At 65.8% G+C, this 14,805-nt stretch carries 17 protein-coding genes; 11 read left to right on the forward strand and 6 right to left on the reverse strand.

The genetic code is table 11. From position 1 onward, the window contains the following. The first annotated feature begins 16 nt into the window (after positions 1-16). The 5 genes from FHT36_RS13490 to FHT36_RS13510 all read left to right on the forward strand — a co-directional run bounded on the left by FHT36_RS13490 (position 17) and on the right by FHT36_RS13510 (position 4,708). Positions 17-1,171: an ABC transporter substrate-binding protein gene (locus FHT36_RS13490; RefSeq protein WP_371745121.1), complete on the forward strand. Its 1,155-nt coding sequence runs from the start codon at positions 17-19 to the stop codon at positions 1,169-1,171. A 100-nt stretch (positions 1,172-1,271) separates the two neighbouring features. Continuing rightward, positions 1,272-2,144 (forward strand): branched-chain amino acid ABC transporter permease, encoded by an 873-nt coding sequence (locus tag FHT36_RS13495; RefSeq protein WP_169123010.1) that lies wholly within the window; start codon positions 1,272-1,274, stop codon positions 2,142-2,144. Continuing rightward, on the forward strand, positions 2,141-3,190 hold the full coding sequence (locus FHT36_RS13500; protein WP_169123011.1) for a branched-chain amino acid ABC transporter permease: 1,050 nt from the start codon (positions 2,141-2,143) through the stop codon (positions 3,188-3,190). The genes FHT36_RS13495 and FHT36_RS13500 overlap by 4 nt, the downstream gene beginning before the upstream one ends. Continuing rightward, on the forward strand, positions 3,187-4,011 hold the full coding sequence (locus tag FHT36_RS13505; protein ID WP_169123012.1) for an ABC transporter ATP-binding protein: 825 nt from the start codon (positions 3,187-3,189) through the stop codon (positions 4,009-4,011). Before FHT36_RS13500 ends, FHT36_RS13505 begins: the two co-directional genes overlap by 4 nt. Further along, a complete protein-coding gene (locus FHT36_RS13510) occupies positions 4,004-4,708 on the forward strand; it encodes an ABC transporter ATP-binding protein (protein WP_169123013.1) in 705 nt (234 codons plus the stop codon). Before FHT36_RS13505 ends, FHT36_RS13510 begins: the two co-directional genes overlap by 8 nt. A gap of 60 nt (positions 4,709-4,768) precedes the next feature. Here FHT36_RS13510 and FHT36_RS13515 read toward each other — a convergent pair whose 3' ends face one another. Continuing rightward, the gene (locus FHT36_RS13515) at positions 4,769-6,133 is read right to left on the reverse strand and encodes a UDP-N-acetylglucosamine-peptide N-acetylglucosaminyltransferase (RefSeq protein WP_169123014.1); all 1,365 of its coding nucleotides are present in this window, start codon (positions 6,131-6,133) and stop codon (positions 4,769-4,771) included. Between the two features lie 142 nt (positions 6,134-6,275). Continuing rightward, the gene (locus FHT36_RS13520) at positions 6,276-7,094 is read right to left on the reverse strand and encodes an N-formylglutamate amidohydrolase (protein WP_348644453.1); all 819 of its coding nucleotides are present in this window, start codon (positions 7,092-7,094) and stop codon (positions 6,276-6,278) included. A 104-nt stretch (positions 7,095-7,198) separates the two neighbouring features. On the opposite strand from FHT36_RS13520, the gene FHT36_RS13525 reads away from it, so the two are divergent. Beyond that, entirely contained in the window at positions 7,199-8,014 is an 816-nt protein-coding gene (locus FHT36_RS13525) for a transglutaminase family protein (RefSeq protein WP_169123016.1), read from the forward strand. Positions 8,015-8,151: 137 nt separating this feature from the next. Next, complete coding sequence (gene rpsU, locus FHT36_RS13530) at positions 8,152-8,436, forward strand: 30S ribosomal protein S21 (RefSeq protein ID WP_169123017.1); 285 nt, start codon at positions 8,152-8,154, stop codon at positions 8,434-8,436. A 64-nt stretch (positions 8,437-8,500) separates the two neighbouring features. On the opposite strand, the gene FHT36_RS13535 is transcribed toward rpsU, so the two are convergent. Next, positions 8,501-8,872: a hypothetical protein gene (locus FHT36_RS13535; RefSeq protein WP_169123018.1), complete on the reverse strand. Its 372-nt coding sequence runs from the start codon at positions 8,870-8,872 to the stop codon at positions 8,501-8,503. A 143-nt stretch (positions 8,873-9,015) separates the two neighbouring features. Between FHT36_RS13535 and FHT36_RS13540 the strand changes: the two genes are divergently transcribed. The 3 genes from FHT36_RS13540 to FHT36_RS13550 all read left to right on the forward strand — a co-directional run bounded on the left by FHT36_RS13540 (position 9,016) and on the right by FHT36_RS13550 (position 10,945). Beyond that, complete coding sequence (locus FHT36_RS13540) at positions 9,016-9,207, forward strand: hypothetical protein (protein ID WP_169123019.1); 192 nt, start codon at positions 9,016-9,018, stop codon at positions 9,205-9,207. 203 nt (positions 9,208-9,410) lie between these two features. Then, positions 9,411-9,620, forward strand: a complete 210-nt coding sequence (locus tag FHT36_RS13545) for a cold-shock protein (protein WP_024278120.1) — start codon at positions 9,411-9,413, stop codon at positions 9,618-9,620. 650 nt (positions 9,621-10,270) lie between these two features. After that, a complete protein-coding gene (locus tag FHT36_RS13550; RefSeq protein ID WP_169123020.1) occupies positions 10,271-10,945 on the forward strand; it encodes a L,D-transpeptidase in 675 nt (224 codons plus the stop codon). Between the two features lie 93 nt (positions 10,946-11,038). On the opposite strand, the gene FHT36_RS13555 is transcribed toward FHT36_RS13550, so the two are convergent. From FHT36_RS13555 to FHT36_RS13565, 3 genes are all read right to left on the reverse strand, one after another. Further along, positions 11,039-11,368 (reverse strand): hypothetical protein, encoded by a 330-nt coding sequence (locus FHT36_RS13555; protein WP_169123021.1) that lies wholly within the window; start codon positions 11,366-11,368, stop codon positions 11,039-11,041. Between the two features lie 216 nt (positions 11,369-11,584). Further along, complete coding sequence (gene oxlT / locus FHT36_RS13560) at positions 11,585-12,886, reverse strand: oxalate/formate MFS antiporter (protein ID WP_169123022.1); 1,302 nt, start codon at positions 12,884-12,886, stop codon at positions 11,585-11,587. Between the two features lie 53 nt (positions 12,887-12,939). Next, positions 12,940-13,374 carry a cupin domain-containing protein gene (locus FHT36_RS13565; protein WP_169123023.1) on the reverse strand — a complete coding sequence of 145 codons (435 nt, stop codon included), beginning with the start codon at positions 13,372-13,374 and terminating at the stop codon, positions 12,940-12,942. A gap of 240 nt (positions 13,375-13,614) precedes the next feature. Between FHT36_RS13565 and FHT36_RS13570 the strand changes: the two genes are divergently transcribed. Then, a complete protein-coding gene (locus FHT36_RS13570) occupies positions 13,615-14,781 on the forward strand; it encodes an enolase C-terminal domain-like protein (protein WP_169123024.1) in 1,167 nt (388 codons plus the stop codon). Positions 14,782-14,805: the final 24 nt, after the last annotated feature.

Raw genomic sequence — 14,805 nt, forward strand, 5'->3', positions numbered from 1 at the left:
GAGACCAACCATGTTGATGTCACGCCGGACGACACTCGCCGCTCTCGCCTTCAGCCTTCTCGCCGGCACGGCCTTCGCCGCCGACACCATCAAGATCGGCGTGAACGAGCCCCTCACCGGCGCCTTCGCGGCGTCCGGCACCTATGTGGTGAACGGCGCCAAGATCGCCGCCGACGAGATCAACGCCAAGGGCGGCATTCTCGGCAAGAAGGTCGAGCTGGTCATCGAGGACAACAAGAGCAACCCGACCGAGGCCGCCTCGGTGGCCGAGAAGCTCATCACCTCCGACAAGGTGCCGGTGCTGATGGGCGCCTGGGGCTCCTCGCTGACGCTGGCCACCATGCCGAAGCTGGAAGAATATTCCGTGCCGATGCTGGTGGAGACCTCCTCCTCCGGCAAGATCACCACCTCCGGCAACCCCTTCATCTTCCGCATCTCGCCGCCCTCCTCCGTCGAGGCCGAGGCGTTCGAGCCCAGCGTCAAGAAGCTCGGCCTGAAGAAGGTGGACTTCCTCGTCATCAACAACGACTGGGGCCGCGGCGCCGCCGCCGACTTCTCCAAGATGCTGAAGGCCAACGGCGTCGAGGTCGGCCTCGTGGAGACCATGGACCAGTCGGCCCAGGACATGAGCGCCCAACTCGCCAAGTTGAAGGCATCCGACGCCGACACCATCATGGTGACCAGCGCCGTGGACCAGCTGACCCTGCTGTTCAAGCAGATGGCGGCCCTCGGCCTGAAGAAGCGCATCATCACCACCGGCGGCTCGCAGAACCCGGACCAGATCATTGCCCAGGCCGGCGCTGCGGCGGACGGCACCATGCACCTCACCACCTTCCTGCCCTGGTGGCCGGAGAAGACCCCGAACCCCGAAGCCACCGCCTACTTCCTCGGCGAGTGGAAGAAGCGCGGCTTCGACTTCGCCGGCGCCACCGAGAGCTTCCGTGGCTATGACGGCATCCGCACGGTCGCGGCCGCCATCGCGGCGGGCGGCGGCACCGACCCGGCCTCCATCCAGAAGGGCTTCTGGAAGGTGGACTTCATGGGCCTCAACGGCCCCATCAAGTTCAACAAGAGCGGCCCGGCGGGCAAGGAGAGCGGCCAGTCCAAGCCCAACGTCTACATCATCGAAATCTCCGGCGGGAAGGTGAACCAGGTTCAGCTCGGCGGCTGAGCCGGCACTTCTCAAATCCCCGCCCTCGGGCGGCGCTTCAGGTGAGGGACGGCGAAAGCCGTCCCTCACCCTGCCCCGAACGCCAGACCGGACAGGCCAGATGGACCAATTGCTGCAACACATCTTCAACGCGCTGGTGCTCGGCGGCACCTATGCGCTCCTGGGCATCGGCCTCACCTTGATCTTCGGCATCATGAACGTGGTGAACTTCACCCATGGTGCCCTCTACACCTTCGGTGGCTACGCCATGTATCTGGCGGCGGTGGCGCTGGGGCTGAACTTCTTCGTCGCGCTCCCGGTGGCCCTCGTGGCCGGCCTCGTGCTCGGCGCGATCATCGAATTCACCCTGCTGCGGCCGCTGCGGCGCTCCGACATCGACACCACCATGCTGGTGATGATCGGCGCCGGCATCATCATGCAGTCCGGCACGCTCTGGATCTTCGGCGGCGTCGCCAAGGCCGTGCCCACGCCCTTCCCGGCGCAGCCGCTCACCTTCGGGCCTGTGTCGCTCTCCTATGTGAACCTGTTCGTGCTGTGCGCGGCGGTGGCGCTCATCGCCATCACCTATTTCACCATCAACGGCACGAAGCTCGGCCGCGCCATGCGCGCCACCTTCCAGGACCACGACACCGCCGCGCTGATGGGTGTCAACGTCTCCCTCATCTACACCGCCACCTTCGCCATCGGCTCGGCGCTGGCCTCGGCGGCGGGCGCGCTGCTCGGGCCGGTCTATGTGGTGACGCCGCAGATGGGCGACCTCGCGGCGGTGAAAGCCTTCGCCATCGTCATTCTCGGCGGCCTCGGCTCCATCTCGGGCGCCACCATCGGCGGCTTCATCCTCGCCTTCGCGGAGGAGCTGGGCGCCGGCTACATCTCCTCGGGATATCGCGACGCCATGGGCTTTCTCATCATCATCGCGGTTCTGCTGGTGAAGCCCACCGGCCTGTTCGCGCGTGCGGAGCGGATCGGATGACGCGCTTCATCGCCCCCCTCTTCCTCGTCGTCTTCGCCCTGCTGCCGCTGGGCCTGACCGACCCCTATCTGCTGAATGCCCTCATCATCACGGGCATCCTCACCATCTGCGCCATGAGCCTCAACCTGCTGCTCGGCTTCACCGGGCAGCTCAGCCTCGGGCATGTGGCGTTCTTCGGTATCGGCGCCTATGTGAGCGCCCTCACCGCGCTGGGCTTCGACGTGAGCCTGCCGTTCGGCCTGCGCGTGACCCACGAGGGCGGGTCGCCACTCCTCGGCTTCGTGCTCGCCATCGTGCTCACCGGGCTGTGCGGCTATCTCATCGGGCGGCTGTCGTTCCGGGTGCGCGGCGCCTACTTCGTCATCGTCACCATCTCGTTCGCCGAGGTGGTGCGGCTCGTCGCGCTGAACTGGGTGGAGCTGACGCAGGGCCCCCTCGCCCTCACCGCCATTCCCAACATGGTGCTGCCGGTGCCGAGCCTCGGCGACGTGGCGATGCGCTCCAAGATGCAGAACTATTATCTGGTGCTGGCAGTGGGGGTGGCGAGCTATCTGCTCATCGCCCGGCTCGTCGCCTCGCGCTTCGGCCGCGCCATGCGGGGGCTGAAGGAGAACGAATCCCTCGCCCTCTCTCTCGGCATCAACGCCACCCGCACGCTCACCGTCGCCGCCACCGTCTCGGCCGCGATGGCGGGGGCAGCGGGCAGCCTTTATGCCCACTACATCCGCATCATCGATCCCGACGTGTTCCTGTTCTCCTACACCGTCACCATGGTCATCATGGTGGTCTCCGGCGGCAAGGGCACGCTGGCGGGGCCGCTGGTGGGCGGCATCATCTTCGGCCTTCTGCCGGTGGCGTTGCGCCCGGTGATGGCGCCGGAAGCGCAGTGGATCGTCTACGGCGCCATCCTCATCGCCATCCTGTTCCTGATGCCGCGCGGCATCGTGCCGGCACTGGAAGGCCTCGGCGAACGCATCGCCGCACGCCGCAAGGCCGGCGACAAGCCGACGGACGCGATGCCTGCCAAGATGGGAGCGAACCCATGAGCACGACGAGCAGCAGCGCCATCCTGAACGTGGAGCACGTGGGCATGAAGTTCGGCGGCCTCACGGCCATCGCCGACCTGCATTTCGACGTGCATGAGGGCGAGATCCTGAGCCTCATCGGCCCCAACGGTGCCGGCAAGACCACCGCCTTCAACATCATGACCGGCTTCCTCAAGCCCACGCAGGGCCGGGTGCTGTTCCGTGGCCGCGACCTCTCGCAGACCCGGCCGAACGAGATCGCCCGCCTGGGCCTTGCCCGCACCTTCCAGCGCACCAGCGTGTTCGCCGACGACAGCGTGCGCGACAACGTGCTCATCGGCCTCCACCGCTTCGGCGACGACTCGCGCGCGTCGGCTCTCCTCGACCGCCTTTTCCCCACCCCCGCTGCGCGGCGGGCGGAGAATGCGGTGCGGGAGCGGGCGGAGGCCATCATCGACATGGTGGGCCTTTCCGCCCGCGCCGGCGACAAGGCCGGCTCCCTCTCCTATGGCGAGCAGCGCCTCGTGGGCTTCGCGCTGGCGCTGGCGGTGGAACCCAAGATGCTGCTGCTGGACGAGCCGGTCTCCGGCATGAACGCCTCGGAAACGCAGGGCTTCGTGCGCCTCATCCGCAAGGTGCGGGGCGAGGGCGTCACCATCCTCCTCGTGGAGCACGACATGCCCATGGTGATGGAGGTCTCCGACCGCATCGTCTGCCTCAACTATGGCCGCCTGATCGCGGAAGGCCCACCCGAGGCCATCCGCACCGATCCCAAGGTCATCGAGGCCTATCTCGGCAAGAGCGCCGCGAAGCTGGAGCAGCGGGAGGTGGCCCATGCTTGAGATTTCCGATCTCGTCTGCGGCTATGGGCAGGTCGCCGCGCTCAGGGGCATCTCGCTGACCGTCGGCGAAGGTCAGCTGGTGGCGCTGGTGGGCGCCAACGGCGCGGGCAAGTCCACGACGCTTCGCACCATCTCGGGCCTCGTGCCAGCGCGCGCCGGCTCCATCCGCCTCCAGGGCGACGACGTGACCCGCGCCGGGCCGCAGAAGATGCTGAAGCTCGGCGTCGCCCACTGCCCGGAAGGCCGGCGGGTGTTCCCGCACATGAGCGTTTCGGAAAACCTCGCCATGGGCGCCTATCTGCGCGCCAGCGATGCCGGGCTGAAGGCGGATTACGAGCGCATCTATACGAGCTTTCCCCGCCTCGCCGAGCGCCGCCACCAGATGGCCGGTACCCTTTCCGGCGGCGAGCAGCAGATGCTGGCCATCGGCCGCGCGCTGATGTCGAGGCCCCGCCTCGTGCTGTTCGACGAGCCCTCCCTCGGGCTCGCGCCCAACATCGTGGAGCAGATGTTCGCCATCATCGGCTCCATCCGCGACGCCGGCACCACCGTGCTCCTGGTGGAGCAGAACGCCTTCGCCGCGCTGGAACTGTGCGACTACGCCTATCTTCTGGAAGCCGGGCGCATCGTCATGTCCGGCAAGGGTGCGGACCTCATCGACGATCCCCACGTCCGGGCGGCGTATCTGGGAAGCTGACGCCGGCATCCCGCCCCGCCGGGCGCGTCCGAACGCGGCGAGCGACGAAGGTGGCCGCGCTCAGGGCGCGGGCGCGCCGATGGTGGCGGGTTGCAGCCGGTCGCGGTGGCGGACGATCATCGCCCGGTAGAGGCTTTCGAGCGCCAGGGTGTAGGCCGACACGTCGAACAGAGGCGTCTCCAGCCGGTTGGCGTTGAGCCGTGCCTTGAGCGCCGCGAGGCGGTCGGGATCCGTGGCGATGTCGTACGCCAGCTCGAAATAGCTTGCGTGGTCTTCGGCGACCAGCTCGCCGAGGCCGACCGCGTGCAGGATGGAGCCCGCCACCCGCGACGGAAAGGTTTCCCCCGGACAGGTCACGATCGGCACGCCGGCCCAGAGCGCGTCGCTCGCCGTGGTGTGCGCGTTGAACGGCGCGGTATCGAGCATCAGGTCGGCGAGCTGGAGCCGGGCGAGATGGGCCGCCTGTGGCAGGTTTGCGCCAAAAACCAGCCGCCGCGCATCGACACCATGGCGGATTGCCTCCGAACGGAGGTTGCCGGCGGCATGCGGATGGTCGAGCAGCCACAGCACGCTGTCGGGCACCAGTGCCAGCAGCCGGCACCAGATGGCGAAGATGTCCGGGGAGATCTTGTAGGGCTGGTTGAAGCAGCAGAAGACGAACCCCTCCTCCGGCAACCCGACCTCCCGCCGCCCCGGCCTGGTGCCGGGCGGCGTCCGCCGGCCGTGGGGGTGATAGGTGTGCGGCATGTAGGCCAGGGCCTCGGCATAATCCGGGGCGCTGGCGGCGGGCGTGAGAAAGCGGTCGGTGATGAGGTAGTCGCACATCCCCGCCCCCATGGTGCCGGGATAGCCGAGATAGTTCACGATGATCGGTGCCGGCCGCAGGAGGACGATGCCGCTCCGCGCCCCGGAGGTGAACCCCTTCAGGTCAATGAGAATGTCCACGCCGTCGGCATGGATGCGCGCGGCCGCAGCCTGGTCGTCCATGTCCGAGATGTCGATGAAGTGGTCGCAGGCGGCCATGGTCCGCCTGCGCATGGATTGGCCGTCATCCGCGCCGAAGGAATAGGCAAGCACCTCGAAATCCGCGCCGGCATGGGCCTCCAGCACCTCGATCAGCAGGTGGGCGGTGGCGTGCTCCTGGAAATCGTTGGAGAGATAGCCGAGCCGCATCTTGCGGCCGCGCCCGTCATCGAAGGCATAGCGAGGGCCGGGATCCGCCACTCCGGCCGCGGTCCGCCGCGCGTGGGTCCACAATTCCGAGCACGCCCGCTGCTGCTTCGCGCTCACGCCGGGCGTCGACAGGAGATGGAAAGGTGGCAGCAGATGATCGCCCTCGCCCGCGAGGATTGCGCCGATGGCGATATCTTCTGGCGCGAGATCGTCCCATTCGCAGACGCTGCGCTGCCGCACCGAGGTGGCCATGCTCACACTTCCCGTTCGCGCCTATGGCCTGCGCAGGAGAGCGACGGCCATCTGAAGTGCCGAGCGGAGGAAATCAGCCTCGATCTCGAGAGTCAGACCTCTTGGGCAAGCAAGGATCGCGCCGCGGCGGGGGCGCTGGAGACTAATCTTGAAGCAGCGCCGTGCGGTGCGCGCCCAACGCGCCTGTCTCCTCGAGCCGCGCGGCGGCAGCGGCAAACAGCGGCGCGAGCCGCTCGGCCCATTGCTGCTGGCCGTCCGGCCGGCCGACGAGATCCTGCCGGATCTCGATGCCGACATGGGGAATGCCGCGCCCCTCGCCATGCTCCGGAATGGTCCAGTCCGTCTCCTCGCTGACGGCATAGGGCTCGTTGTCGCCCACGTTCAGCGCGGCATCGGCGCGCAGCAGAGGCATCAAAGCCTGCGCGAACCGGGCGTCGCGATGATAGAGCAGGCCGGCGTGCCACGGCCGCACGAAGCCGGCGAAGACTGGCGTGAAACTGTGCATGGCGAGAAGGATGGCCGGCGCGCCCTCCGCCAGCCGCCGATCGAGTTCGGCCGCGATGCGCGCATGATACGGCAGGAAAATTTCCGTCTCGCGCGCCCGGCGATCTTCCGCACCGATCCCCTGATTGCCGGGAACGGGCGTCGCATCGCTCTCCGCCGGGATGGACTGCGCGGCGCCAAGCGGCCGGTTGCAGTCGATCAGCAGGCGAGAATAGTTCTGTTGAATGAGCGTGGCATCGAGTAAATCGGAAAGTGCGCGGCAGACGCCAGCGATGCCGATGTCCCACGCGATGTGACGCTCGCGATCCACAGCCCCCAGGCCAAGCGTTCCCACTGACCGGGGAAGCCGGTTTCCCGCGTGATCCGCGACGATGAGGAACGCGGAACGCCCTTCGGGATTTAGTACAGTGACGGGCGGGATGTCGTCCGCCGTCAACAGTGAAACAGGCGCGCTCACGTCAGGACCTTTCCGGCTCGGGCCACGCACCTGACGCGACAGCCCCGAAGCTGCGCGCACCATAACCGATCTGCGGGCCATGTCCGCACAGAGCTGAGGCCCAGATGCTAATTCACGCCGGCTACGAGATTTCCTATGGCTGCCCGCAGCCGACACCGATGATTCTGACCCTGAGCGTCCATCCCTCGCGGATCAACGATCTGGTGAATCCGGACCGGGTGATGTTCGATCCGCCGATTCCCGCCAACACCTATCACGACAGCTTCGGCAATTTCTGCCACGTCATCTCCGCGCCCGCCGGCGGGCTCACCATGCGCACGGAATTCGTGATCCGCGACAGCGGCCTTCCCGACGCCGTAGCGCCCGACGCGCCCCAGCATGCCCTCGGCGACCTGCCGGTGGACGTGCTCCTCTTCCTTCTGGGCAGCCGCTATTGCGAGACCGATCGCCTGAGCGCGTTCGCCTGGTCGCAGTTCGGCCATCTGCCCAAGGGCTGGCCACTGGTGCAGGCGATCTGCGATTTCGTCCACGGTCACATCGTCTTCAACTATGCACACGCCAGCCCGCTGAAGACAGCGTTCGATGCCTACACCAGCCGGCAGGGCGTGTGCCGCGACTTTGCCCACCTCGCTGTCACTTTGTGCCGGTGCATGAACATCCCGGCCCGCTATTGCACCGGCTATCTCGGTGACTTCGGCGTTCCCGCCGATCCGGCGCCCATGGACTTCAGCGCCTGGTTCGAGGTCTATCTGGGCGGGCGGTGGTACACATTCGACGCTCGCCACAACAAGCCGCGCATCGGCCGCATTCTTATGGCACGGGGACGGGATGCGACCGACGTGGCGCTCGTGACATCCTTTGGTCCGTCGACCCTCACCTCGTTCAAGGTGATAACGGACGAGGCTCCCGCAGCCACGTAAAATGATCGGGGACGCTGCCCCATCGCTTTGGCGGCCTGTCCCCTCTACACTAACCCCATTCCGGCCTCGGCCGGCATCCGGGCGAGCGGCCAGACTTCTGGCCGGGGAACCGGGACGACCTTCAGATTGGATATCTTTTGCAGGTTCTCGTCAGAGACAACAATGTTGAGCAGGCCCTCAAGGTTCTCAAGAAGCGCATGCAGCGCGAGGGCGTTTTCCGCGAGATGAAGCAGCGCCGGGCCTATGAGAAGCCTTCCGAGCGCAAGGCCCGCGAGCATGATGAGGCCATCCGCCGGCATCGCAAGGCAGCGCGCAAGAAGGCTCAGTGGGAAGGCCTGATCGCCGCCCCCAAGCGCCGCGTGAAGCCCACCAACGCCCGCGGCCCGGCCGCCGGCTCCGCGCCGTCTTTCACGACCCGCTGATTCTCCCGCTGAACCTGCGGCCAAGAGAGGGTTTGGGGCTTCCCGCCCCGGCCCTCACCCGCCGTCAGTAGAACGGACGCGCGAGGCTCGCGGAGCCGAGGCGCTTTCCATCCGCATCGATGGCTTCAACCGTCCATGTGTAGATGCCGCCGACGCAGGGCGACCTGTAGGTAACCGCGCCTTTCGGGATGGCTCCGCGCGCGGGAAGCTGAACATCGGCACCGCCAAGCTCGCGGCCCGTGGGGCCCATCAGCGCAAACCGCAATTTGGTGGTGCCCGCCGGCACGTTGTCCACCTGGAATTCCGGGCTGCTCGGCCGCGGCGCGCACAGGGTGGTTCCGAGCCACGTGAAATCGAGCGTCATGTCGGCGGCGCTTGCCCAGGCAGACGGCACGCTTGCCGAAATAAGGCAGGCCAGGACGAACGCTTTTTTCATGTCAGCTCCTTCAGCTTCCGCATCGAAGCTGCGATGATCCTAGCATAAGTCGGCACCATCCCGGCCCGAAAACTGCCGGAGAAATTCGCTCGTCTCGACGAGAATTGATCCCGCTCGCGCGAAAATCGTGATACAGGGACCCAATGAATACGAAATTTGACGCCAATGGCCTGGTCGAGTTCGTCGCAGGATTCCGATCGCCTCAAGGGCGCTTCCGGATCGTCCGCATCATGCCTGAGGACAAGGGCGAGCCGAGCTATCGCGTAAAAGGCGAGCACGAGGCATTCGAGCGCATCGCGCGGGAATCCGAACTGCGGCGCCCCGGCGAAATATAGGCGGCGAATAGTTTAGGCGGGATACAAAAAATCCAGGCCTTGCTATCACCACAATAGCCTCTTATGTTCATTTGGTCTGAATTTGACGGCTGATTTTCTGGCGCCATAGCCCGCGCCTGACGATACCTCCCTTCAATTTCTAACTCTTGCGCAGCTCGATCTTCTCGGGCTGAGCACCCACGCGCGATTGAAAGGAAATCGTCATGAATATCGGTACCGTGAAGTGGTTCAACGCCACCAAGGGCTTCGGCTTCATCCAGCCCGACAATGGCGGCGCGGATGTGTTCGTGCATATCTCGGCCGTCGAGCGCGCCGGAATGCAGGGCCTGGCCGAAGGTCAGAAGCTCCAGTTCGACATCGTCCGTGACAACAAGTCCGGCAAGAATTCGGCTGGAAATCTCCAGGCCGCGTGACATCGCGCCAGCGGACCACGGATGTACTGGCCGCTGACTGATGCACAATGCATTTCGAAAGGCTCTGCCCACACGGGCGGGGCCTTTTTCTTTTTTATTATTCCCGTTTCGAATCTTAGTTCTCGGGCTTCTCCCCGGGTCGTGTTATCATTCGAAATGACCCCAATAACGACACATCAGAACTCGCTCTCCAGCGCCGAGAGCCGCCGCCAATTGGATGAATCCATTGAGCGCGCCATGGAGCGCAACAGGGGCGAGCTCGAAGCGGTTCGCCAGAAGAGCGCGCGTCTCCGGGCTCTGCGCGAGGCCACCGAAAGCGAACCCGTTCCCGCGCCGCGCCCCAAGGCCCGCCGCAAGGCCTGAAGTCCAAATGCCTGCGTTGCATGCCGGGACTCCGCATGACGGAGCCGCGTGGCGACGGGCAGAATTGCCACATCCCCCTCAGAAATAGCCCTGCTCGACACTGCGGCAACCGTGCGAAACAGCGCCGTTGCTGGCGCATAGGGCGCATGGCTGCCCTGCGCGGCTGAGGCCGGCGCTTGCCAGCCGCGCCGCTTGGCGGCAAAGTCCGCGCCGAAAATTGTGTTTCAGCTTCGCTGGGCGCATCACGCTGCCGGGCGACGGGACAAAAGGGAAACTGCGAGATCACCATGACGGACGACGTCGCCATGTCCGGGCTCGGGTCCGGCGCTCTCAGCCGCCGCTCTTTCCTGTTCGGCTCCGCCCTCGGACTTGGTGCCCTCGGGCTGGCCGGCTGCTCGTCTGATGTCATGAGCCTCGCCGAGGCGCAGAAGCTCTATGGGCCGATGCCCAATGAGAAATTCCCGATCCCCGCGCCGGACATCAGCAAGGTCAACCCCAAATATTACCGCCGGACCGTCGCCTACGAGAGCAATGAGGCGCCCGGCACGATCATCGTCGATCCCAGCAATTATTACGTCTATCGCATCGAGGGCGAGGGCAAGGCGACCCGCTACGGCGCCAATGTCGGCCGCTCCGGCTTCCTGTGGAGCGGCGACGCCTATGTGGGACGCAAGGGCGAGTGGGCGACCTGGACCCCGCCCAAGGAGATGATCAAGCGCCAGCCCGAGGCCGCCAAATGGGCCAACGGCATGCCCGGCGGCCTGGAAAACCCCCTCGGGGCGCGCACGCTCTACCTCTACCAGAACGGCCAATACACGCTGTACACAATCTATGCGAGCAGCGACCCCGAGTCGATCGGCACCGGCGTCACCAGCGGCTGCGTCGGCCTGCTCAGCCAGGACATGATCGACCTCTACGAGAAGACCCCGGTCAAGACCAAGGTTGTGGTGCTGCCTGCCTGACGCTGGGGCAAACTCACAGATCCAGCCTTAGCCCCTGATCGGCGCTGCGCCGGCGGAGGCCGCCGTCGGGGGGGCCGCCCTGTCCTTCGTGGTTCAGCTCGCGAGGCTCGCGGCCGCCAGCCCCAGCACCAGAAGGCCCGCCGCCACCAGTGCCCAGGTGCCCCAGTTCGGCGGTGCGGTGGCGTGGGCGCGATTGTCCTCCTCGCTCTGCGGCTCATAGAGCGCTCCGATACTGGGATCGCCATCGGCGATGCGGTCGCCCTGCTCCGGGGGTCGCCAATCCTGCTGCGGGGTGTGGCCACTCGCCTCGTCATCCGTCCCCAAGGGCGCGGCGGCAAAGTCCGGCCCGCGCACCTTGTCGCGGTTCTGGCCGGTGTCGGTTGCGTGGCGGGTCCTCTCGGCGTCGGATCCGTCTTCGGCCATGGCTAGCTCCTCCGGTTCGTCGGTTATCCGAAGGAAGTCTCCGGCGGGGCCAGACGTTCCAGCACGGCTATCTGCGACTGGCCTGAAGCCTGCGCGATGCGAGCGCGGGAGAAAGTGTGAAAACGTCAACAGGCGGATGCCGTGAGGCTTCCAAAACGGACCATCCGGCAGGGCGTTGCCGCTGCCGGATGATCTCAGGTTGCGTCGCTTCCGGGATCAGGCCCCCGACGTCGCCCGGATCCGCATGGGCTTCATCACGAACAGGATGATGAAGGCCGCCGCCACATCCATGGCGCAGGAGAGCCAGAACACCGTGTGCCAGCCGCCCGAATATTCCGCGACCACATTGCCCAGCGGCACCAGGAGCGAGGCGACGCCCTTCGCCGTGAAGATCAGGCCATAGTTGCCTGCGGCATTCTTCGCACCGAAAACGTCGGTGGTCAGTGCGGGGAACAGGCTGAAGATCTCGCCCCAGGCGAAGAAGACCAGCCCGGTCAACAGCACGAACGCGACGGGATTGGTGCCGAAGTGGCTCAGGGCGAAGATGCCCACCCCTTCCAGAAGGAAGGCGAAGAACATGGTGTTCTCGCGGCCGAACTTGTCGGACACCCAGCCGAAGAACGGACGCGTCACGCCGTTCAGCATCCGGTCGAGAGACAGGGCGAACGTGAGCGCAGGCAGCGTCACCCAAAGCAGCGTGACCGGCGACTTTTCAAGGCCGAGGTCATGGGCGATGGGGGCGAGCTGCGCCGTTGCCATGAGGCCGCCGGTGCAGACCAGCACGAACACCGCGTACATCACCCAGAACATTCCGGTGCGGACGACTTCCTGCGGCGCACGCTCGACCTTGGCGTGGCTGACCACCGTATTGGTGGCCTTTTCGACCTGACCCCGCTGCGGCGCGCGGAACACCAGCGACAGCACCAGCAGACCGGTGCCCTGCGCCAGGCCGAACCAGAGGAACGTGTTCTGGTATCCCGAGTTGCCGATCATCGTCTGCAGCGGAATAATCGTGAGCGCGGACGCCACGCCGAAGGCGCCGGAGGTCAGGCCTGCCGCGAGCCCGCGATTGTTCGGAAACCATTTCAGCGCATTGCCGATGGCGGCCGCCACGACGATACCGACCCCCAGGCCGCCGATGGCGGACGAGACGTAGAGGATCCAAAGCTCGGACGCGATCGAGTTCAGCACCCACGATCCGCCGGTCATCAGGCCGGCCACGAAGGTGAGTTGCGCCGGTCCCCTGCGGTCCACGAGCCAGCCGCAGACCGGAAGAAGCCAGGATTCCGCGAGGATGAAGATCGTGAACGCAAGCTGGATGGCCGGACGCCCCCAGTGATACTTCTGATCCATGGGCAGGACGAAGAGCGTCCAGCCATACTGAAGATTGGCGACCATAGTGATGGCCGCGATTCCCACGATGAGCTGGAACCAGCGATATCGCCTGGTCGCCAGCGGATAGGTTACGCCTCCCTGATCGAGGGTATCGTCCTCGACGGCGTTAATAACAGCGGCCATCTAAATCTCCCCATATTGTCCTGTGCTGTTCTTCTTGTTCTTGGTGTATTGGCTCACGCACTCTTCTTCGCATGCTCCGCCGAGACCGGCCGGGTCTCACCCGTTTCGAGCATCGTCCGCGTTGCATCGATCGACGCATAGACCCAGAAGATCTTCAGCGGCTTCTCACTGGACCCATTGCGGAAGCGGTGAGGCAGGTTGCAGGGAATCCACGTCGCATCCATCGGCTTCACCGGATGCACCTCATCGCCGACCTCGGCGAAACCCTCGCCTTCGAGGACGAGCACTGTTTCCTCGCAATTGTGGAAGTGCCACGGAATGGCGGAGCCGGCGCCGATGATCGTCATGCCGGTGAGCATCTGCTGCGACCCCGTCCCGCGCCCGACCAGCGGAATGGTCCGGTTGCCGCCGCCCCGATCGACACTGGGCATCTGGTCCGGTCGCATGAGCGCGGGCTTGAGGTCTGGGATCGCATTGACGGCGGTCATGGAAAGGGTCCCTGATTTGGAATGGCGAATCCGCCGTCTGCCCGGCGGCTCGCTGCCCAATCCATCACTCGGCCATCGATACCGCCAATATCAAATTACGATTCGTCATCATACCGGTCCGGCATGAGCGGGCCGGCGTCGCCCGGCCATGCCGTTTCTGTCTGCGACGCCATAAAGGATCGATATTTCAGGCACTCGCGGAAACGGATTAGGAGGAGTCAGCAACCGAGGATTCCGCCCGTGAACTATGACCCTCACCTTTCGTCACGGTCGCCCATCGCAGAAGCGGACGGCACCATTCGCCTGGTGCGGATGGATCTGTTTCCCGTCGCCATCCCGCTGACGCGGCCGATGAAGATGTCGGGCGTGACCATCCGCCATGCCGAGAACCTGTTCGTTCGCCTCGAAGCCGTGGACGGAAGCGTCGGCTGGGGCGAGGCGGCCTCCGCCCCGACCATGACCGGCGAAACCCTGTGGGGCATGACGGCCGCGGCGCGCCTCGTATGGGACGCCCTCAAGGGCCGGGATGCGCGTCCGCACATGGAAATCGCGCGCCGCATCCAGAGCGCTGTCTATGGCAATACCAGCGTGAAATCCGCCATCGAGATGGCGCTGCTGGACCTTCTCGGCCGCAAGCTCGGCATCGGCGCCGGCGACATTCTGGGAAGCCGCTTCCGCGACCGGCTCGAACCCATGTGGATGCTGGGCAACGCGACGCCGAAGGAGGATGTGGACGAGGCGCGCGCCAAGTCTGCGATGGGCTACAGCTTCTTCAAGCTGAAGGTCGGCACCAAGACCATCGAGAACGACATCATCTCTGCGGCCCGGGTCCGCGAGGCCATCGGCCCCGACGCGAAACTGTGCGCGGACGCCAATGGCGGCCTTTCGCTCGACGCCGCACGCCGCCTGATCGCGGAAGCCGGTCCCGCCCGACTGCTCTACCTGGAACAGCCGCTGCCTGCCGAATGCATCGACGAGCTGGCAGAGCTCAATCGCCTCGGCACAGTGCCCATCGGCATCGACGAGGGCATCCATTCGCGAGCGGATATCGAGACCCACGCCCAGCGGGGCGCCGCGGCCGGCATCTCGCTGAAGCTAATCAAGCTGGGCGGCATGATCGCGACCCTCGACTGCGCAGCGCGGGCAACCGACCTCAACCTCTCCATCAACGTCGCCGCGAAGGTAGCGGAATCGAGCCTTGCCTCCGCAGCGGCGTCGCATGTGGCCGCCGGGATCAGGGATTTCGGATGGGGCTTGAGCCTCACCCACGTCTATCTGGAGCACGACCCGGTGCTGGATCCCCTGCGTCTGGCGGATGGCACGGTCGCCGTGCCGCAAGGGCCGGGCCTGGGCGTGACCATCGACGAGGATGCGCTGCGCACCTATCAGGTGCCTGTCCCGCGATAGGGGCACCTGAGGGGGTGCCCCCCG

The sequence above is a fragment of the Xanthobacter sp. SG618 genome (assembly GCF_012932745.1).
Lineage (GTDB): Bacteria > Pseudomonadota > Alphaproteobacteria > Rhizobiales > Xanthobacteraceae > Xanthobacter > Xanthobacter flavus.